The organism is Chitinophaga sp. CCNWYY40, assembly GCF_037483205.1.
GTDB classification, from domain to species: domain Bacteria; phylum Bacteroidota; class Bacteroidia; order Chitinophagales; family Chitinophagaceae; genus Chitinophaga; species Chitinophaga ginsengisegetis.
Map to the genome: position 1 here is coordinate 79,375 of NZ_JBBHLF010000008.1, position 20,473 is coordinate 99,847.

Sequence of the window (20,473 nt, forward strand, 5' to 3'; positions counted from 1 at the left end):
CATTACAATGAAAACTATTTTGCATACGCCACTGCTTTGGCTGCTCCTGCTCACCGTGGGTTTGATGTCTTGCAGTAAAGACGACGATGATGCCGTTAAAACGGATAAGGTAACCTTGCTGAGCTTTGGCCCTTCGGGGTCAAAGCCCGGCGACAAGATCAGCTTTATCGGCACCAATCTTAATAAAGTAACCGCCATCGCGCTGAAAGGCGCTACCGTAGAAGCCGCGGCTTTCTCAGAACAAACAAGCGATCATATCGTGATCACGGTTCCGCAGGAAACGGAGAAAGGAGTGGTTACCCTGAAAGCACCCGAAGGCGATGTAGTATCCAAAACGGTATTAAACCTCAATGTGGCGGTAACCATTACCACCGTTCCGGCTTCCGCCGCCAAAGGCGCAACCATCACCATCAAAGGCAATTTTGTAAACTGGGTAACCCGGGTCACCTTTGGTAACGACGATGCTGCCGTAACGGAATTTGTCAGTAAGTCGTTGACAGACCTGGTGCTGAAAGTACCGGCCACGGCCACTACCGGCACCCTGGTGTTCAGCACCGATGGTACTGCGCCAGCGGATATTGAGTCGGAAAATCCGCTGGTAATTGAATAACCCGAAAATAGCATACATTTTAAACAGAGGAATCGTATTTTCATATCGCCCGCTGTCGCTACCGGCAGCGGGGATATACCATCATTTTTTCAATTACGTCCGCGTTATAAGATGAAACTTGCCAATATAAAATATCTGCTGTTGTTATGGATGTACTGCACATCTGTTGCTGCGCAGGATATGCCGTATGCTTTCTCTCACCTGGATGTAAATAACGGGCTGTCGCATAATGGAGTTACCAGTATCTTAAAAGATGCAAAAGGATTCCTGTGGATGGGCACCCTGAATGGGCTCAACCGGTTTGATGGTTCTAAATTTAAAGTATATAAACACCGGCTGAATGATGCCACTTCTCTCAGCGATAATTTTATCACCCATATTTATGATGCCCCCGGAAACCGCCTCTGGATTACAACACAGCTGGGCTTTTCTATCTATGATCCGGAAACAGACAGCTTCAATGATGATGTAGCCAAATTGCTGCACCCGCTGCAGGTGTATGGCTACCAGGTAGAAAAAGTACTGAAAGGCGCCAATGGGGAGTTTTATTTTTTACATGCGGATCATGGCATTATCATTCTTAATGAACACACCAAACAAATAAAAGCTTATGGCGTTGTGGCGAACGACAGCACCACGCTTCATTCCACCGCTGTATGCGATATGGCACTGGATGAACGTGGCGATTTGTGGATTGCTTACCTCGATGGATGGGTGGAACAATTTGATACCCGCACCCGTAAAGTAGTGTACAGGGCCACGCCTTTGTATACAACCCTGGCTAAAAAGAAAGCCACCAGGTACCGGCTGTACGTCGACCGCCAGCAGGATATCTGGGTTTTTACCGGCAGCAGCGACGGACTTTACTATTACAGTCCCGCCGGCAACCTGCTGAAACACTTTTATAAAGATGCGCCGGAAAACAGGATCAGTGCAAATGTAGTAACTGCGGTGATGCAGGATAAACAAGGCAAAGTATGGATTGCCACCGATCCCGGCGGCATCAACCTGCTCGATAAATCCGGGTTTCATATGCAGAACCTGGTGATGGACGAACGTAATCAGAACAGTCTTTCCCAAAATAGTCTTACCACGTTGTACAGCGATGCAGCCGGTATGATCTGGGCGGGGACGTATAAAAAAGGCGTTAATTATTACTATCCGGATCTCTTCAAATTCCCTTTGTACAGCCATAATCCACTGAAACCGGAAGGACTCAACTACAGCGATATAAACGAATTCGCGGAAGATGCAAAAGGCAACCTGTGGCTGGCCAGTAACGGCGGCGGCCTTACCTATTTTAACCGGCAAACCGGCACCTATAAGGCGTATGTAAACGATAGATTCAACCCGCAAAGCATAAGCACCAACGTGCTGGTAAGTCTTTGTGTAGATCACAAACAGCATTTATGGATTGGAACCTACCTCGGTGGATTGGACTATTTCGACGGAAAAACGTTTACCCATTATCGTCATGATGAACAGGACCCCAATAGTTTGTCTAATAACAGTATCTATGAAATTATGGAAGACAGCGAGCACCGCATCTGGGTGGGAACCCTGTCTGGTGGCTTGGATATTTTTGATCCGGGAACAAAAACATTTAAGCATTTAAGAAGGGAAGATTCCGTCAGCATCCGTTCAAACTACGTTTTCACCCTGCTGGAAGACCGGCGCAAAAATATCTGGATCGGCACATCGAATGGTATCGATGTGTTGGAGAAAAAGACCGGCAAGTTTATGCATTATCAGCACGAAAATAATAATTCCAACAGCCTGGCGAATGATAATATCCTTTCGATGATTGAAGACAGCAGGGGATATATCTGTATTGGTACACGTGAAGGACTGAATATTTTTAATCCTGATACCAAACGTTTTTTACAGTTCCGGGAAGAGGATGGATTGCCCGACAATAACATCCTTGGTATCCGGGAAGATAAAAACCATAACCTCTGGCTCAGTACGGCCAATGGCCTTTCCAATGCGGTAGTGTCAGTGAAGAATGATGTGTACAAGCTGAACTTTATTAATTATGATGTAAAAGACGGCTTACAGGGAAAGCAGTTTAATGAAGATGCTTCCCTGGTAACTGCCAGGGGAGAAATGGTGTTCGGTGGAGGCAGCGGCTTTAATCTTTTCGATCCGGCAAGTATCAAGATCAACAACATCTTACCGGAACTGGTATTTACAGATTTCCAGTTATTTAATCATACTGTAAAAGCCGGTGAAAAAATAAACGGCAGAGTGATTCTTCCTGCTTCTATTACTATCACCAAAGATATTGTACTGAATTATAATCAGAATTTTTTTTCGATAGAATTTGCCGCGCTGGATTACCTGAATCCGGATAAGGTAAAGTACCAGTACAGGATGGAGGGCCTCGATGAAAACTGGGTGGCCTCTGATAACAAGATCCGCAAAGCCACTTACACCAATGTGGATCCGGGCAACTATGTGTTTAAAGTGAGAACATCCATGGCACATGATACCTGGAATGAAAAGGTGCTGTCAATAAACATCCGTATTCTTCCGCCGTTCTGGAAAACACAGGTTGCCTACATCTCCTATGTGTTGCTGGCTTTAGCGCTTTTATTTTACCTGAGATACCGGGGCATCAAAAAAATACGCACACAGTTTTTACAGGAGCAGGAAAAACAGGAAGCACAACGGAGCCGCGAGCAGGAGCGGGAAGAAGCCCGGCGGCTGCATGAGCTGGACCGGCTGAAGATTAAATTCCTGACTAATGTAAGTCATGAGTTCAGAACACCATTGTCGCTGATCATCGCGCCGCTCGATAAAATGCTGAAAGACCCGCAGCTGGCAGAACAGAACGCACAGGTAAATATGATCAAACGTAATGTAAGACGTTTGCTGAACCTGGTAAATCAACTGCTGGATTTCAGAAAGATGGAGGTGTATGAGCTGAAACTGGATGCCAGGCCGGGCGACATCATTCGTTTTATTAAAGAAGTATCCTTTTCTTTCATGGATATTGCAGAGCAGAAGAATATTAAGTTTGCATTTGATACCGATATTTCTTCCCTCGAAACCAGTTTTGATTTTGATAAGATAGAAAGGATTTTATTCAACCTGCTTTCCAACGCTTTTAAATTTACACCGGCAGGCGGCCATGTGGGCGTGTTCCTGAATTGTCTTCCGGGCGATGATAACAGTAATACCGTAACCCTTCGCATCAATGTAATGGATTCCGGCATTGGTATTCCCCCGGAAAAAGTAGATAGGATCTTTGACCGTTTTTATCAGCATGACATTCCTGCTTCTCTCATCAACCAGGGCAGCGGTATTGGTTTATCTATTACGCGGGAGTTTGTGAAATTGCATCAGGGCAGCATTCGCGTGGAATCTATTACCAATGGCGGTAGTTGCTTTATAGTCGAGTTGCCATTAAAAACCGAACCGGCGGAACAAGAACCGGTGATCACGGAACATCAGCCATCTGCTGTTACGCAACGGGAGAAGAATAAGAAGCCCACCGTTTTGCTGGTAGAAGATAACGATGATTTCAGATTTTATCTGAAAGATAATCTGCAGGAGCATTTCTGTTTACTGGAAGCCGCCAATGGCAAGGAAGGATGGCAGAAGGCGCTGGCGCTGCATCCCGACCTGATTGTGAGCGATGTGAGTATGCCTGAAATGAACGGGCTGGAGTTGTGCACAAAAATCAAACAGGATAAAAGAACCTCGCATATCCCGATTATCCTGCTCACCGCATTGGTAGGGGAAGAGTACCAGATGAAAGGACTGGAAACAGGCGCCAACGATTATCTTTGTAAGCCATTCAATTTTGAAATGCTGGTATCAAAGATCCGGAATCTCCTCACTTTACAAACCACCATCAAAAAGGTTTATACCAAACAGGTAGACGTGCAGGTGGCAGATATTTCCATCCAATCGGTAGATGAAAAATTTATTGCCGCCGCGCTGGCCTATGTGGAAGAAAATCTGCAGAATGCTAACTTGAGTGTAGCTGAATTAAGCAAGCATCTTTGTATCAGCAGGGTATCCCTTTATAAAAAGATGTTGTTGCTCACCGGTAAAACACCGGTTGATTTTATACGGTCTATCCGCCTCAGGAAAGCCGCACAGATGCTGGAGAAAAGCCAGCTCAGTATTGCGGAAATATCATACGAAGTGGGATTCAACACCCCGCATTATTTCACTAAATCTTTCAAAGCAGAATTTGGCGTATTACCCTCTGCGTATATCAAGCAGTCGGGCAAGGACTCACCGAAGAAAGCAGTATAAATTTATCCGGAGCATGAAAAAGTATTCATTATATCTCCACTTTTTTACATTTTTTTTGTGCGCCTTTGCCTGCGCAAAGCCTGTCCGTTCTGATGCTGCGGATACACTCCATCTCCCGGCGGAGTCGCCGGTACAGCGGTATGGCGCGTTGCATGTATCCGGCCGCTACCTGAAGGATCAGCATAACAATACCATATCCCTGCGGGGGCAGAGCCTCGGTTGGAGCACCTGGTGGCCGCAGTACTGGAACGCAGGCGTGGTAAACTGGCTGACAGATGATTTTAAAACAGATATTGTCCGCGCGGCAATGGGTATTGATGCAACGCCTGCTTACCTGAATGATCGTGTCCGTCAGCTTGCGTTGCTGAAAAAAGTAATTGACGCTGCACTGGCAAAAGGCAGCTATGTAATTATTGATTGGCATTGTGAAGCATTTCACCAGGAGGAAGCGGTCGCCTTCTTTAAATCAATGGCGCAAACTTATGGTCATCATCCGCACATACTGTATGAAATCATCAATGAACCCAATAAAACGCAAACATGGGAACAGGTGAAATCCTATGCCACTGCGGTGATTGCCGGTATCCGTGCATATGACCCGGATAATATTATTATTGTTGGTTGCCCGTACTGGGATCAGAAGATCCGCGAAGTAGCAGATGCGCCTTTAACCGGTTACAGTAATATTATGTATACGGTACATTTTTACGCAGCCTCTCATGGCCAGTGGCTAAGAAATGATTGTGCTTATGCCCTCAGCAAAAATATCCCGGTGTTTGTAACAGAGTGTAATGGCTCGGAAGCTTCTGGCAGCGGGCATATCGACTATCCGCAATGGGAGGCCTGGTTTACTTTCCTGGAAAGCAACCAGGTGAGCTGGATTAACTGGTCGGTATCTGACAAGCGAAATGAACTATGTTCTATCCTGTTGCCGGGAGCGCCCGCAAACGGAGGCTGGACCGCCGCTCAACTGACGGAATCAGGTAAATATATCCGTGCAAAACTAAGAGGGTATAGCACCCGTCCCTGACAACAACTACTTCCGGCGCGACCACAATTTACCGATGCCGATAAAAGCCAGCGACATCACCATAAATAAAATGGCGATGCCTGCAGCATTTATCAATGTTTGCTGCATGCCTATTTCACCTGCATGGATAAACGGATACGGATAAAACCCGGAGAAAGCCCCACGGATCAGGATAAACACGAGATAAATAAAAGGATACCATAGCCACGGCAGGAAGTTGTTCCATTGCAGCGTATGTTTCTTAACAAATACACACCAGTATAAAATGAAAAGTACAGGTATAATGGTATGTAGCAATTGATCCAGCACTTTCTGTAAACCCTGGGGCTGCCAGAGGGAGCGAAGCACAATATTATAGATCAGCGCCACAATGGTAATGTAAACGGTAATGGCCGTAGCCGTTTGTGTCCGGGAAAAGAACGCGCCGGCGCGACTGCCGGGCGCCAGCCACAAAACAGTGCAGTAAGCAGCTACCATTAAATTAGTGAGCAGTGTAAAATAACTAAAGTACCGGGTAACACTTTCGGGAACAGATACCTGGTGACTGCTGACATTAAGGTACAATTGTGTAATCAGGGCAAACCAGCCAGGACAGGACAAGATGGCAAGAAGAATTTTTTTGGGAATGGATTTTTGTATACTCATCTTCCATTAGTATTTATACGAATGTAATAATATAATCCCCACTTCATGCATACATCGCGTGGATCACCTTTTTTTAGCTAAATTTATCAGCAGAAAAGAAGGAAATGGAAGTATTCGGTACCCACAGTCATACAATAATACATGGAGATGCGTTGCAGGCACTGCAAACGCTGGTGCCGGATCATTCAGTGGATCTCATCTTCGCTGATCCTCCCTATAATATCGGCAAGAACTTTAACGGGCATATAGAGAAATGGGATACGGAAGAAGAATACCTTAACTGGTGTTACCAATGGCTGGATCTTTGTATCCGGAAACTCAAGCCTGCCGGTAGTTTCTATGTGATGACCGCCACCCAGTTTATGCCTTATTTTGATATTTATCTGCGTCAGAAAATAAATATCCTTTCCCGCATTGTATGGAGTTACGACAGCTCCGGGGTGCAGGCCAGGAAATATTTTGGGTCTATGTATGAACCCATCCTGTTTTGCGTAAATGACAAAAATAACTACACCTTCAATGCTGCCGACATCCTCATTGAAGCCAAAACCGGCGCAAAAAGAAAACTGATCGACTACCGGAAAAGCACGCCAGCTGCCTATAATACACAAAAAGTTCCGGGCAATGTATGGGACTTCGCACGGGTGCGCTACCGCATGGATGAATATGAAAATCATCCCACCCAGAAACCCATCGCCCTGCTGGAACGTATCATTAAAGCCAGTTCCAACCCGGGAGACATAATCCTGGACCCATTCTCCGGTACCTTTACTACCTGTGCGGTGGCTAAAGAACTGGGCAGGAATTGCATCGGTATAGAAATGCAGGAAGAATATATAAAGATCGGGCTACGAAGATTGCAGCTCGCGGAAGAATATAAAGGAGAAAAATTACAACGTGAAATCCGCTCTTTTGAAAGCGGTATCATCTGAACGAACATATATGGAATTACACGATCAAAAAATTGTGGCAGCTATTGAAGCCATCTGGGAGGAAGCAGAGGTGTTGTTTGAAAACAATGATCCGGCCCGGTACGCATTGAAGCTGGAAGAAGCATGGGACCTGTTGCCAGCGCCCAAAGAAGTGTATGATGAGAGCTATCATATAGCCCTTGCCATTGCAGAAACCTATCTCATATTAAAAGATTACCCGGCGCTGCTTCGCTGGGCAAATATCTTACAACAATGTGATACGGAGCGTGCAGATGATGGCGAACGTGAATTTGTACTGGGTAAAGCCTTTTTTGAAAATGGGAATATGAAAGAGGCTGAAACATATTTTACTACGGCTATGCATAAATCCGCCGGACGTGTGTTTGAAGGCGTGGATGAAAAATACCTGCACGTGTTTCCCGGCCTGGCTTCCGTAGTGGAAGAAGAACTGCCGCCACATATCTACGAACAGGTGGAGGCTTTGTCTGAAGCCGGTAATGAACTGGCAGATGCGGACGATTTTGATGGCGCCATTGCCAGGTTTACTGAAGCATTGCAACTCCTGCCGGAACCGGCGCGGAACTGGGAGGCCAGTACCTGGTTGTATGCCAGCATCGGTGATATGTATTACTTTAAGAGCGACTACCAGGCCGCTGCCAATAATTTTTTTGAAGCATTAAATGGCCCGGATGCACAGGCCAACGGCTTCGTTAATTTACGTTTGGGAGAAAGCCTGTATGAGCTGAACCAGCATGATCAGGCGCTGGAATACCTGTTAAGGGCTTATATGCTGGAAGGGACGGAGATTTTTGCAGAAGAAGATCCACGCTATTTTGTTTTCCTGAAAACACGGGTGAAATTATAGATCCGCTCTTTCTGCAAATTCATTGATGAGTCGCGCATGATCTCCTAAAGAATAAACCGCATCAATCAATGGCGCATATTTCAGGGTGTGGTTCCTGATCGTCAGCCGGGCAGCTTCCTCTCTTTCTGTAGGATTAAACACGCTGCCTGCTTCGTCAAACAGGAACCAGTCGCCCTGGATGCTGTCGCAGGATTCGCAGTGGTTCGACCAGTAATAGTTCCCCAGCGTATTAGACCACGCCCGTTTATAACGTGGATAGTAATCATTCAGGAAAGTTTGCAGGTTATCTGAAATGGCAGATACCTGCTGGAATACAGTAAAGAAATCCTGTGCCAGCCATACCGACTCGTCCCGCTCATTCATATCTTTCTCATAAAAATAATTACCTGCAAGCGCTATCACACGGTTGTTGTGCTGGCATTTCCAGCACGGCCTGCCGGCCTGTACAACACTTATTTCAGTAGGCAGAATGATAGCAGGGTGCTTTTCCGGGATCCACCGGGCCACCTCTATCAGCCGGTCGTACTGGTCTTCCGGTAAATACCAGGTGCGCGACACCTGGTCCCATTGGGCGCCCATAGATGCAGCATGCTCTTTTTCCGCGTTGGGAACATTCAGTAGTAATGACATAAAAGCAGGGTATGACTAAAGACTCTCTTCAATGAATTTAAGGAAAAAAAGGCGAATTCGGTGGCGTGTTCATGATTCCTTAACGAATCCACTTGCGTATCAGCAGAAAGGCGGGTATTGCCAGCAGTAAAAGCAGCCAATACCAGGAGAAACGGGAGGAAGACAGGATCACGGCCCCGGTATTTCCCTGGAAGTTCAATGCAGCCCAGTAGTAGGGGAGTTTATGCATCTCCGTTACCTCCGGATCTTTGAGCCAGTTGAGTTTGGCCTGTTGCAATGCGGTGGCGGTATTGTGTTGTATGGTAAGCTGTTGGTAGAATTGTTGCATCAGCAGGGGGGCGGTAGCATCGTTTACATTCCAGGAAGCAGCTACTACTGCAGGAGTGCCGCCGGCCATAAAAGCATGCGCCATACTCTGGATACCCTCCCCGGTTACGGGGCGGCCGTCGCCGGTTTTACAGGCACTCAGCACTACCAGGGCCGGGTGACGGACAACACCATTCAACTCAAATAAATAAAACGGCGCATCATACAGCATGATATGCGGTGCAGCGGTACTGTCTTTTTGGGTGAACCCATGCGTGCTGATATGTACAATGCCGGATTGCTCCAATGCGTCCCTGAATTGTTTGCTGTTTGCCTGTTCATTCACAAACCACTGACCGTTATTGATCACCGGCGCCAGCAATTCTTTTTCTTTCATAACTCCCTGCAGTTCCGGTAATCCTGCCCGTTGCCGCGAAATAAAAAAGCCGCTGAATCCTTCCTGGTTGCTGTGCGCCTGCATCTGCAGGCTCCAGGTACGCAATGAATAGGCATAAGATACCGTTGCCTGTTTCAACACGAAGGGCCACTGTCCGATAGTTGGTTTATACACGCTGTCGGTTATCAGCGCCTCCACCGGGAGGGTGTTGAGCGGTCCGTCGGGCATCAGCAGGTACGTGTATCCGGGCTGCAACGGATGGCCCGCAAATATTTGCGTATACAGGTGATGTGCTGCCTGGTAATAGGCTTTCGGATGGTTTACCATAGCTGCGGGCCCTTCTTCAAAAAAATGCAGCTTAAAATAGCGGATAGCATCCGGGTCCAGCGGGGTGCTATCCGCATATCGTATGCCCTTGTGGTCCGATTCTATGGTGTATAAGGTACGCTCCCCGGCAAAGTAAGTGCGGATCCGCTGGCGGGGCGCCAGGCGGCGCAGCAGGCTGTCCGGCGAAAATATTTCGTTGCCGGTATGTTCTGTTTGCCGTACTTTTTTTCTCAAAGTAGCCAGGTCCCAGGCCAGCCGTTGCTCGCGGAGCTGTAATAGGCTGTCGCTTTTGCCGCCCTGCAACGCTTCTTTGCGGTAGTAGAGCTGCGCCTGCTCCAGCAGCCGGATCCGCTTATGGATAGTATCGTTGCCGGCGTGAATGGACTGCTGCTGCATTTCTTCCCATAATAACTGCGACTTACTGTCTTCCATAAATTGCAGGATAGCCAGCTGGTATGCTGCCTGGTGCGTGGTTTGCCAGCACTGCCAGGCTAGTGCAATCGCCGCTTCATAACGGTAACGGCTATCCGATATAGCCGCTTCTTTGGCAGAAGGGGATATATATTGGTGACGCAGCTCTCTTTCAGCGGTAAAGCTCAACCGGTATAATGCCAGCGCTGTAGCGGGTTGCCCGATCGACTGGTACACCGATGCCGCCGTGAAAAGAAGATCCAGCAGCGTGTATTCTCCATAAATATCACTTGGTGTAATTTTACGTATATCCTTTCCCGGTAGTAATATCTTTGCGCAGCTATCCAGCCAGGGACGCGCTTTTTCCGGCTGTTTCGCGGCTACCTGCAATTTTCCGATGCGCAGGAACAGGCGGGCCTGTTCCCGCCTTCGCAGGGTACGCTGGCTTTCCGGCATGGCCAGCGCCCGGAAGTAATACTGTGCCGCGATTTTGGGATCAGTAAGATAAATGTCGCCTGCCTGCTGATAAGCCATAAACAGCCAGTGCGCTGCCTCCGGGTTACCGGCGGGCTGCTGTTGCAGGATGCGGATACTTTGCGCAATACTTTGCTGCGCAGCGGAAAATTGCTGTAGCTGTTGACAGGCATCCGCCTGCTCAGATAGGAGCAAGCCATAGGTAGCGCTGTGTTTATCCGCCAGCAGCAAGCCTTCCCGGCAGTAACGAAGTGATTGTTCCAGCTGCCCCATATTGGCGGAGGTGTTGGCAAGGTTGCTGTAAGTAGCTGCAGTAGCCTGACGGTCGTTTAACTCACGCGCAAATTCCAGCGCTATCCGGTGAATAAACAACGCCTGCTCATAGTCGCCAAGCCGGGTGTAATTGTTGCCCAGCGGCTTCAGGATATATTCCAGTACCAGCCCCGGATCAGTAACAGCGGTGTGTTGCCTGCCCCATTCAAAGGCTTGCTGGTAGGCATCTGTTGATGAAATAATATCCCCGCTTTGCAACAGGGAATATCCCTGGTTGATGAGCAGGTCCATCCATGCCTGTACTTCATCAGTAGTGCGGGGCGCCCGCCAGGCATTGGTGAGTGCTCTTTTCAGCTGTGCGGCCTTTTCCGCAGGCGTAGCGGCGGGGTATTGAATATAGGTGTAGATCCACTCATCCAGCCGGTTGGCAGCCTGGTGTTTTTTTAATACAGCCGGCTCAGGGTCCTGCCAGGAAATCAACAGGCCGGATACCGCCAGTAACAGCAGTACTTTTTTCAGGTAAGTGATATATGATCGGGCTCCAGCCATTGTATAATGACTGAAGTTATGATTTATTACAGTTTGTAGATAGCGTATACAAAGAAACGGTCGGGCGTATTACCGGTAACTTGCCGCAGGTAGCGCAATCCAATAGCTGGTCCGCTTTTTATTTTTCCTATCTGTATGTCGGCAAAGGGCGCGGCGTTGATGCTGGCAAACCATTGTGAATCATCTTTGAGCGTTTTACTGAGGGTGTTGGTTACCACGTTCGGTTGCTGTATGTCGGTCAGGTACACTTTTGATTCAGTAGTAGTTTTGGTGGCAATGTTTATCTGGGCCATCGCGCCAATGCCCACACCAATCCAGTTGTTGAGGTTATACCGGAAATGCAGTGGTACCAGTTGCAGTGATTGCCGGGTGGTAGTGGTCACCTCATTCCGGCCCCGGATCAGGTATACCTGGCCGTTTACAGAGGTGTCCCTTTTTTCGCGTATGATGGCTGTTGCCGAAGATTCCTTTTCCAGTAAACCGGCAAAGGCTTCCACCTGGAAGTAGGGCCGGTCGGGCGCAAAGGGCGCCAATACTGCGCCCAGCTGCAACGGACCTTTCAGCGTATTGTCGCCGCTGTTAGGAGAAAACGTATAGCCGGCAATGATACCGGGTGAAAATCCTTTGATGAACCTGGCGGTGGCGCGATTGGTATAAATAGGTTCGTTTTTATCGAAGATGATCGCTGCACTGCTGCTGAAAGGAATCTTTTTGGGTTTCTTTTTAAAGAGGATGGAGTACCGCACAAACCCTTTGGTGGAGTCGGGATCGGTAACACCTTCCTGCTGGAGACCGGGCAGGTAAATATTACGGAAAACAAAATAGATGCTGTCTTTCGTACGCACGGTGTCTATACAGCTTTGCGTCTGGTACGCGGAGTCGCAGGCGATACAGGCCGGGCTTACTTCTTTCAGCTGTATGGTTTCTGTGTTCAGCTGCCGTGGCACGGCGATGCCGATGGCTACTCTTTTTGCAGGGCCCTTGCCGGTATTCTGGAATTGAATTTTATAGGTCAGTTCTTTTTTCTTTCCCATAAAACGATAGTTGATCCGGTGTTTCCGCAGTTGCAGCCGGTTAGGGTCGTGAGAGTTTACCACGGCCATTTCCAGCTCATATACTTCAGGTTGCATCAACGCATTGTCGGGTACCAGCATGGCGGTCATGGTAACGGTGGCGTTGGTGTCCTGTACCATTTCCGGCAGCGTATGCATATTGAGGAAAAGGAATTGTTCTGATGTTTTGCCGGCATTGCTGAAGTGCAATACGGTATGACTGCTATATGCACCCTGCATAGCCTGTAGCATGGCTTTGGCGGCAGCATTATTTACAGCGGGTACGTTAGCGTGAGGGCCACGGGCAAGTGCTGCATCGGGTTCTGTATCGGGCGTTTCCAGTTTAACGAGTAAGGATTGAAGGGAGCTGCTGTCTTCCCCGTGATAGCTTCTTTTTTCTGTAAGATCAAATGCTGCATGACCAAACTGTTTCTCGTTATAAAACAGCAGGATAGTGCCGCTGCCTGCATCGCCGGCCATATTCCGGTAGCCGATGAGTGCCATGAAGTCTTCACCTGGTTTGGGATTACGGTTGATCTTCATCTCTATATTCCCATTTCCGTGAAAGAAACGGGATGCCCAGGTGCTGTTTTTTATTGGCTTCTTTACTTTAATGGGCCTGGGTTTGGTGGGTGGCGCTTTGCCATCGTCGTAGTTATTGGTAGCGTAGAGGCGTACCTGGTAGGTGCCGGTATCTTTGTAGTGCAGTTCCGGCGTTGGACTAAAGCTAAAGGTGCCATCTCCGAGCTCCCAGAAATAGGTATAGAAAGAAGCGGGGGCGCCGGCTATCTGGCGCAATGGACGCAGCTTTGCAATGAGGTGCATACTATCGTCAGTACCCTGCACTTCAATTTCCGGCGGAAGGGTATCCTGCGGAAATGATGGAGGTACAGGAGATTGCGCCATCACAACGCTTTGAAAGAAAAGGAATAGTGCTACTAGAGAAGCTGTAGGTTGCATATAACATAAATATAAATAAATATTATATAGAAAGCAGCAATAAGCCAACCGGGGGATTGACTTATTGCCTTCAACTTTGGAGTACTTGTAAACGGATAACAGGCCGGTTATTTGGAATTCATACTGTTAATGAGTGACAACAAAGTAGCCGCGTCCACAGCCTGCAGGTCAAAGCTCACGGTGGAGTAGTTATCGCTGCCTGCCGGTGTGCTGATGGTAACCGTTTTCTGTTCTGCATAGAATTGGCCATTTACAGCGCTGATAGCGAGGAAGGTGCCTTCCAGTCCTACCGGGATGGAAGTCTGATAACTATGAAAGCCTTCTTTACCAGCGGGAGGCGTCATAATAACGTTGTAGAATTTTACGAGTGTATTGTAGTTTTTGGGTTTGAAGAACAGCATGCTGGGTTGTTCGCCGCCATAGCTGCTGGCCGTTTCGTTATTAAAGTGATTGGTAAAATAAGCCATCACTGTGGTTTTGGGATTGGGCATGGCTGCCAGGCCATCACAATTCACCCACCGGATAAGGCTGTCCAAACGAAAGTTCATGGTACCGCTGGACGTATTGAACAGCGCATAACTGCTCTGGATCTGGTTCCACAACACGCCCCTGGTAATGGTTTGCTGGGTGGTAATGGTTACTGGCTGGTTAATGTAGTTAAAACCATGCTGCGTAACAGACACGGTGGTGTCGCCGGTCCACATGGGCACTTCTTTTACGCCATTCATCACGTTATCTGCCGGCCTTGCGGGTACCTGTACCATGATGCCTTTGCCGGTGTCATTCTTCGGTCGCAGGCCAAGGTCCTGGTTGTTCTGGACCGCTCTCACAAAAAACTCTCCGAATGATACCAGCATCTTCCCATCGGCAGTAACAGTTGCTTTGTCCGACAGGATCATACTGCTCACATCCCTGATCTCTTTGATACTGATATCCACTGCGCCCGTAACAGGTGCCCCGCCGGCAGTAATAAAAACATTGGGAGGAATATTGAATTTTGTTCCCTGGCTGGTGGTGATAACGCCACCTGCCGCTGCATTTATACTAAAATGTTCAAATGGTTTGGCATGACTGTCGAGAAATTCCGCCAGCATTTTGGCGTCCTGCCCTTTTTCCGGACCGGGTACTTCCTGGCTGTTATTTTTTTTACAGGAAGAAATAGCCAATGCGGCAGCTACCAGGCAGGTGATCGATGTTAAGGTAATCGCTTTCATAAAAGATATTTTTGTTTAGAAATGTTTTTGCTTGTTTGATAGTAGATCAACAGCCCTTTTATTTTGTTACCCCCTTTTCGGAATATTTTTTTAGAAAGATGTACTTTTAGTCACAGCATGTTCCTATCAACCCATGCGAAGCACTTCCAGATGAGTATTCACCCCGACCAGCGATACCTTGAGGGCCTGTTACAGAACGATACGTTGCTGGTGCAGGAGATCTATCAGCGTTTTGCGGGAAAGATCAAACACCATATCCTGCAACACCAGGGCACGGAAGATGATGCCGCCGATATTTTCCAGGAGTCTATTATAGATGTATATCACCAGGCAAAGCACAAACAGCTACAGCTTACCTGCCCTTTTGAACCGTTCTTTTTATTGATCTGTAAAAGGAAATGGCTGAATGAATTAAAAAAAAAAGGACGCCAGCCGGTAACAAAAAGGCTGGATGATTTATATGATGTGGGAGAAGATGTATTTGCCGCGGCCGAACAGGTGGTAAAAGAGGAAGCCCAGGCTGGTATGTACCTGGCGCAGTTTGAGCGGTTGGGGGAAAAGTGCCGGGAAATTCTCCGGTTATCACTGACCGGGGAAGCCCAGGAAAAAATTGCGGCGGCGATGGGCGTTACCTATGGCTATCTGCGGAAGAAAAAATCGGAGTGCATGGCTACATTGTTATCCTATATTCAGGCTCAGAAAATTTAGTGTATGGCTGCTTATAACCAGGAAGATATTATCCGTTACGTGGAAGGCGACATGCAGCCGGAAGAACTGCTGCAATTTGAAGCGGCCCTCCGGGAAGATGCCGCTCTGTCTGCATCGGTACAGCAATACCGGGAGGTAGCTGCTACCCTGTCGGAGCGCTTAAAGCCCGATCCGGGTCTTCACCAGCTGAAGGCCACCCTGCAGGAGCAGCGCGCTGAACATTTTCAACGCACAGGAAAAGTGGTGGGCTTTAAAAAGTACCTGGTCACAATCGGTATGGCTGCAGCGGTGCTGGGAGGAATTTTCCTGTTCCGCTTTTATTCCCGCGATACCAGCTATATGGACACCTATGGCAATATTGAAATGCAGGTAGCCGCCGAGCGCGGAAATAGTGAGGATACGCTGTTACAGTCTGCCGCATTATATTTTAACGAGAAGGCCTACACGAAGGTCATTCCTTTGCTGGACACTTATCTCAAAACAGACAGTAGCAGTCAAACTGCCCTTTATTACCGGGGGATTGCCTTTACCCAAACGGGCGCCGTGCAGGCAGGTATGAAAGACCTGGTGAAAGTATACGAAGGCGAATCCGTATTTAAATACGATGCCGCGTTTTATATTGCCCTGTATTATGCACAGGCACAGCATAAAAAAGAGGCATTGACCTGGTTAAAGAAAATCCCTGCCGATGCGGCTGCTGCAGCGAAAGCCGCCGCACTGGAAAAAGAATTGAAATAAGTGGGTATGATCAGTATTTATCGTCATTGATCTCCAGCCAGTAACCATCCGGGTCACGGAGATAGATCTGCTGCACGCCGTCTACTCTTTTATTAATAGCGCCGGCTTTGCCTGGCCAGTCTTCAAAGGCAATCTGGTGCTTTTTCAACACTTCCACGAAAGCCTGCATATCAGGCACGCTGAAGCAAAGGTGCGTGTTTTTGTCGTGCGTTGTGGCTTTGGCTGCACCGGAAATTACGTGTACATGGCTGTTCTGCCCTACTCTGAACCAGCTGTGTCTCCCATCTTTAAAAGGTTCTTCCATTGGTTCCAGTCCAATAATATCCCGGTAAAAATCCGTGCTTGTTTTCAGATCAACTACATACAACGCCATATGGTTCAGCGATGGATACTTCTTTGCTTGTCCGCTCATGTGAATAGAAATACCGGTAAGCGCCAAAAAGAGGAGGCCGCCGGATAATAGAAATTGTTTCATACAAACAAGATAATCAGCACAAATGAAAAGTGCAAGCGCGGATGTTGTCTTTCTCCCTCTGATCCCGGGAAAGACAACATCCGCGGCGGTTTTTAATTCGCTGCTTTAAACGCCACTGATTCGATGATTACATCCAGCTTTTTCAGTGCCGGCATATCGGAGCGGAGAATTTTGTCGCCGGTGGCCTGGTCATATTGTTTAGGATCGCCGGTGTTATTGGCTTTCAGCACAATGATCACGCCTTTGCCTTCCAGGGCGCCGCCATTCCAGCTGGATACCATTCCGCCGTTGGTCCACTCAAAGGCGTTCAGTTTAAAGGGGCGGCCATTTACCTTGATGAGTTTGTCCAGCGGGTCGCCGGCTTTGATGCCATAGGGCGATTTCCATTTGGAAGGGTAGTGGGAGAAGGTGAGGATATTTCCGTTTTCGCCGTCAAACTGTACTTCCAGTTCGTTGTCGGTGTCAGGATAGATCAGGTAAGCCTCGCCTTCTTTTTCGCCGGAGAGGTTTACGGCATCGTGTTGGGTAACATTATTGGCGCCGTACATTTCCACCAGTTGTTCCGGAGTGCGTACCTGGAACAGGGGGCGCACTTCCCAGTTACGTGTATCCGCTGCCGGGGCAGTGGAGGTAGAAGCGTCGGTATTGCCTGTTTCTGTAGTAGTGGCGGTTTCATTTCCGGTGGAGGTGCTGGCTGGTGCGTTGGCTGCTGCCTGGTTGGCGGCGGCAACTTCTGCAATGGTAGCAGGTGGTTTTTTACCGGTTACCGGTCCTGTATAGGTAGCCAGGAAATCCGTTTTATCTTCCAGGAGGGCTTTCACATCGCCCTTGTACTTATTGGCTGTGTAGGTGGCAATGGGGAATACGCTGTTGGTTTGAAGTCCCATGCTGCGCAGGTTGGCAATAAACCGTTGCCGGTTACAATCACTGTACTGGTAAAGGTATTTCAGCGCGGCGTCGAAAGCTACCGGATCTTTTTTCAGATCAAAAACAGTAGAGTCGATATCCAGGCCGGCGTTACCGCTGCGGGTGAGCTGTTCAGCAATGTACCCGGTGATGGAGTCATGCGGCAGCTGGTAGTGAGCGGCTACCCGGGCGGAGAAATCGTCTACGATATTTTGACTGAGTTTCGTTTGCGCGGTGAGTACCACCGGAACGAGAAGGGCAACCAATATGAAAAACCTTTTCATGTGAGCTGTATTGAGAATCTTTAAAACTAACAACGTTAACTGGTTTGAGATCACTAATTTATGTAATCTTTGCCACAGCAGTTACCATTACCGCAATAATAGCGGGAATTAGTAAAACGTATGGATACTGAAATATAGTATTTTTAGAGGCAGGGTACGCCAAAGAAATGCAGGTACGCCATGTTTTATGGTTGAGACGGCACACTGTCGCGGGTTTTAATAAACGTTCCGTATTGCTTTTTTATTTCCGCATAGATGTCGTAGTCGGAGGCATTTTTAATAAATGAATATTCCGGCCGGTAGTACTGCATAAAAAGCCGGAGGCTGTCGCCATCAAGCCGGGTCACTTTATTCACCAGCGAGGGGGTATATACACTGTTTACATACATCTCCTGTTCTTTATCCAGCAACATATGTTTGAAGGCGATCTTCTTTTTATTCTTCTTAAACTGCGTAACCCGGTATAGTTTGTTGATATCCACGGCAGTGATCTTGTAAACTTCAAACCATTTCGGACGGCGGAAGGTCATCTCTTTACTATATTCCTCCCGGAAGGCAGCAGAATCTTTAAAAAAATTATACCGGACAATATTCACTGTTTTCAGTTGTACCGGAGGTTTTACGGTGGTGTCGGCAGTTTTGGCCTGTGCAAAACTGCGGGTCGCTGCAAAGCATAATATGATTATCAAGGTCGGTACAACGGGCTTCATCGGCGGTTAAAATACTTTCTTCTGTTGAAAGAAAAAATTAAATAAACATATCTTCGGCATAGAAAATATTCTGATGAAGTATCAACCGTTTTTATTGAGATGCTTGTTGCTGGCATTGCTGATTGGTTTCCTGGCGTCGTGTAATCAAAGCAAAAAACAAAAATTCAGTGTGGAAGATGTACCGGATCCGAAAAAATCCGGCGGTGGCTATGTGAGTAATCCCGACCACCTGATTTCCGACGCAACGGTAACGGAACTGAATGAAAAGTTATCTACCCTGGATAATGCCGGCAAGGCGCAGGTAGCGGTAGTAATACTACGTAGCATCGGCGACAATGAAACGCGCGATTTTGCCCATAAGCTGTTTAACTACTGGAAGATAGGAGATAAGGAGAAGAATAACGGGTTGCTGATCCTGATGGTGGAAGATGCCCGCAAACTGGAATTTGAAACGGGATATGGTCTGGAGGCAGACATGCCGGACATTATCTGTTTCCGTATCCAGCAGGAGTACATGATCCCGCGCATTAAAGAGCACAACTACGATGCAGCGTTTACAGACGGCGTTAAGTCTGTCGCCTCCCTGTTCGACAACGGCAACTATGCGTATGATATGCTGCCGGATCTGCCAGGGGCGGATGCTTCCCTGATGGCTACCGATAGCGAAACTGTTGCAACAGATGAAATCCCGTCACCGGTGACCGCTGGAGACGCTATAGACGTAGCTCCCCAATCATTTGCCAGTACAGAGGAAGCCACCAGTTCCGCTTCCAATGATTATACCGGCGATTTTTCCTTTATGGCCATTATTTTCTGGTTATTCATATCGGCGGCAATGATGCATGTTTTCTTCGGGAAAAAAGCAAAGCGGCGGAAAGAGAATGCTGATGAAGAACCATTGGCCGTAACGGCTGTTCCGAACGAATTCCTGCGTCCCCGCTGGATTGGACTGATCATTATCCACGCCATCGCTTTTTATACCATTTTTTATCTCATTACAAAACGGCACATGGATGTGGGATTCCTTAAAGTATGCCTGATCTATTACCTGGTGTGGCTGGTATTTATGCACGTGGCCGTACTGCTGATCATGCTCCGTACTGCGGTGATGCTGAAAAACGACGACCGCCACCTGAAATGGCTGCGGCTGGAGGTGTTGAGGAGGGATCTGCGGATTGCAGGATACATATTCCCGTTGCCGTATTTATGGCTATATATCATGTGGCTGAAGAACCGGCTCAATCATCTGCGCAACGACGTATATGACTGCCCGCAGTGCGCACAGGCCATGCACAAACTGGATGAAGCAGAAGATGATACCTACCTGGAAAAAGGGCAGGTAGTGGAAGAAAAGCTCGATTCGGTGGATTACGACGTATGGCGCTGCGATACCTGTAACACGCAAACGGTATTGAATTATACCAATATGCGGTCAGCGCTGGCAGACTGTCCTTCGTGCAAACATAAAACCTATAAGTGCAAGAAAACGGTGACTAAAAAGCGCGCTACTACATCATCTGAAGGATGGGGCATAAAAGAATATGTTTGCGCCTTCTGTGCCTATGCGCATGATTACCAGTTTGTAATTCCGAAGATATCTGAATCATCATCTTCTTCCTCTTCCGGAAGCTCTTCGTCCTCGTCCTCTTCTTCCAGTTGGGGTGGCGGATCTTCGGGCGGCGGTGGCGCCAGCAGCAGCTGGTAAAAA

16 protein-coding genes are annotated in these 20,473 nt (G+C 47.9%); 8 read left to right on the forward strand and 8 right to left on the reverse strand.

Annotated elements, in window-relative coordinates:
• Nucleotides 1-7 precede the first annotated feature (7 nt).
• The 3 genes from V7S65_RS28140 to V7S65_RS28150 all read left to right on the forward strand — a co-directional run bounded on the left by V7S65_RS28140 (nt 8) and on the right by V7S65_RS28150 (nt 5,909).
• Nucleotides 8-610 (forward strand): IPT/TIG domain-containing protein, encoded by a 603-nt coding sequence (locus V7S65_RS28140; protein WP_111577973.1) that lies wholly within the window; start codon nt 8-10, stop codon nt 608-610.
• Between the two features lie 111 nt (nt 611-721).
• Nucleotides 722-4,879, forward strand: coding sequence for a two-component regulator propeller domain-containing protein (locus V7S65_RS28145; protein ID WP_336389191.1), 4,158 nt, complete (start codon nt 722-724; stop codon nt 4,877-4,879).
• Between the two features lie 13 nt (nt 4,880-4,892).
• Complete coding sequence (locus V7S65_RS28150; protein WP_336389190.1) at nt 4,893-5,909, forward strand: glycoside hydrolase family 5 protein; 1,017 nt, start codon at nt 4,893-4,895, stop codon at nt 5,907-5,909.
• A gap of 6 nt (nt 5,910-5,915) precedes the next feature.
• Here the strand turns inward: V7S65_RS28150 and V7S65_RS28155 are convergent, their stop codons facing one another.
• Nucleotides 5,916-6,554, reverse strand: a complete 639-nt coding sequence (locus V7S65_RS28155; RefSeq protein ID WP_336389189.1) for a Pr6Pr family membrane protein — start codon at nt 6,552-6,554, stop codon at nt 5,916-5,918.
• Nucleotides 6,555-6,658: 104 nt separating this feature from the next.
• Here V7S65_RS28155 and yhdJ point away from each other — a divergent pair, with 104 nt between their 5' ends.
• Together yhdJ and V7S65_RS28165 are read left to right on the forward strand one after the other, a co-directional pair.
• Complete coding sequence (yhdJ, locus tag V7S65_RS28160) at nt 6,659-7,486, forward strand: adenine-specific DNA-methyltransferase (RefSeq protein ID WP_336389188.1); 828 nt, start codon at nt 6,659-6,661, stop codon at nt 7,484-7,486.
• A 10-nt stretch (nt 7,487-7,496) separates the two neighbouring features.
• On the forward strand, nt 7,497-8,351 hold the full coding sequence (locus tag V7S65_RS28165; RefSeq protein WP_111577968.1) for a tetratricopeptide repeat protein: 855 nt from the start codon (nt 7,497-7,499) through the stop codon (nt 8,349-8,351).
• Here V7S65_RS28165 and V7S65_RS28170 read toward each other — a convergent pair.
• From V7S65_RS28170 to V7S65_RS28185, 4 genes are all read right to left on the reverse strand, one after another.
• Nucleotides 8,346-8,981 (reverse strand): DUF5710 domain-containing protein, encoded by a 636-nt coding sequence (locus V7S65_RS28170; RefSeq protein WP_336389187.1) that lies wholly within the window; start codon nt 8,979-8,981, stop codon nt 8,346-8,348. The genes V7S65_RS28165 and V7S65_RS28170 overlap by 6 nt on opposite strands.
• Nucleotides 8,982-9,060: 79 nt before the next feature.
• The gene (locus V7S65_RS28175; RefSeq protein WP_336389186.1) at nt 9,061-11,718 is read right to left on the reverse strand and encodes a CHAT domain-containing protein; all 2,658 of its coding nucleotides are present in this window, start codon (nt 11,716-11,718) and stop codon (nt 9,061-9,063) included.
• A gap of 26 nt (nt 11,719-11,744) precedes the next feature.
• The gene (locus tag V7S65_RS28180) at nt 11,745-13,730 is read right to left on the reverse strand and encodes a DUF7849 domain-containing protein (RefSeq protein WP_336389185.1); all 1,986 of its coding nucleotides are present in this window, start codon (nt 13,728-13,730) and stop codon (nt 11,745-11,747) included.
• A gap of 107 nt (nt 13,731-13,837) precedes the next feature.
• Nucleotides 13,838-14,944: a hypothetical protein gene (locus V7S65_RS28185; protein ID WP_079470924.1), complete on the reverse strand. Its 1,107-nt coding sequence runs from the start codon at nt 14,942-14,944 to the stop codon at nt 13,838-13,840.
• Nucleotides 14,945-15,061: 117 nt separating this feature from the next.
• Between V7S65_RS28185 and V7S65_RS28190 the strand changes: the two genes are divergently transcribed.
• Nucleotides 15,062-15,652, forward strand: a complete 591-nt coding sequence (locus V7S65_RS28190; RefSeq protein WP_336389184.1) for an RNA polymerase sigma factor — start codon at nt 15,062-15,064, stop codon at nt 15,650-15,652.
• Between the two features lie 3 nt (nt 15,653-15,655).
• The gene (locus V7S65_RS28195) at nt 15,656-16,390 is read left to right on the forward strand and encodes a hypothetical protein (protein ID WP_079470922.1); all 735 of its coding nucleotides are present in this window, start codon (nt 15,656-15,658) and stop codon (nt 16,388-16,390) included.
• 10 nt (nt 16,391-16,400) lie between these two features.
• Here the strand turns inward: V7S65_RS28195 and V7S65_RS28200 are convergent, their stop codons facing one another.
• From V7S65_RS28200 to V7S65_RS28210, 3 genes are all read right to left on the reverse strand, one after another.
• Nucleotides 16,401-16,865: a VOC family protein gene (locus V7S65_RS28200; RefSeq protein WP_079470921.1), complete on the reverse strand. Its 465-nt coding sequence runs from the start codon at nt 16,863-16,865 to the stop codon at nt 16,401-16,403.
• Between the two features lie 92 nt (nt 16,866-16,957).
• Complete coding sequence (locus V7S65_RS28205) at nt 16,958-18,055, reverse strand: hypothetical protein (protein ID WP_336389183.1); 1,098 nt, start codon at nt 18,053-18,055, stop codon at nt 16,958-16,960.
• Nucleotides 18,056-18,240: 185 nt separating this feature from the next.
• Nucleotides 18,241-18,744, reverse strand: coding sequence for a hypothetical protein (locus tag V7S65_RS28210; protein ID WP_336389182.1), 504 nt, complete (start codon nt 18,742-18,744; stop codon nt 18,241-18,243).
• Nucleotides 18,745-18,838: 94 nt separating this feature from the next.
• Here V7S65_RS28210 and V7S65_RS28215 point away from each other — a divergent pair, with 94 nt between their 5' ends.
• Nucleotides 18,839-20,470, forward strand: coding sequence for a TPM domain-containing protein (locus V7S65_RS28215; RefSeq protein WP_336389181.1), 1,632 nt, complete (start codon nt 18,839-18,841; stop codon nt 20,468-20,470).
• Nucleotides 20,471-20,473 lie beyond the last annotated feature (3 nt).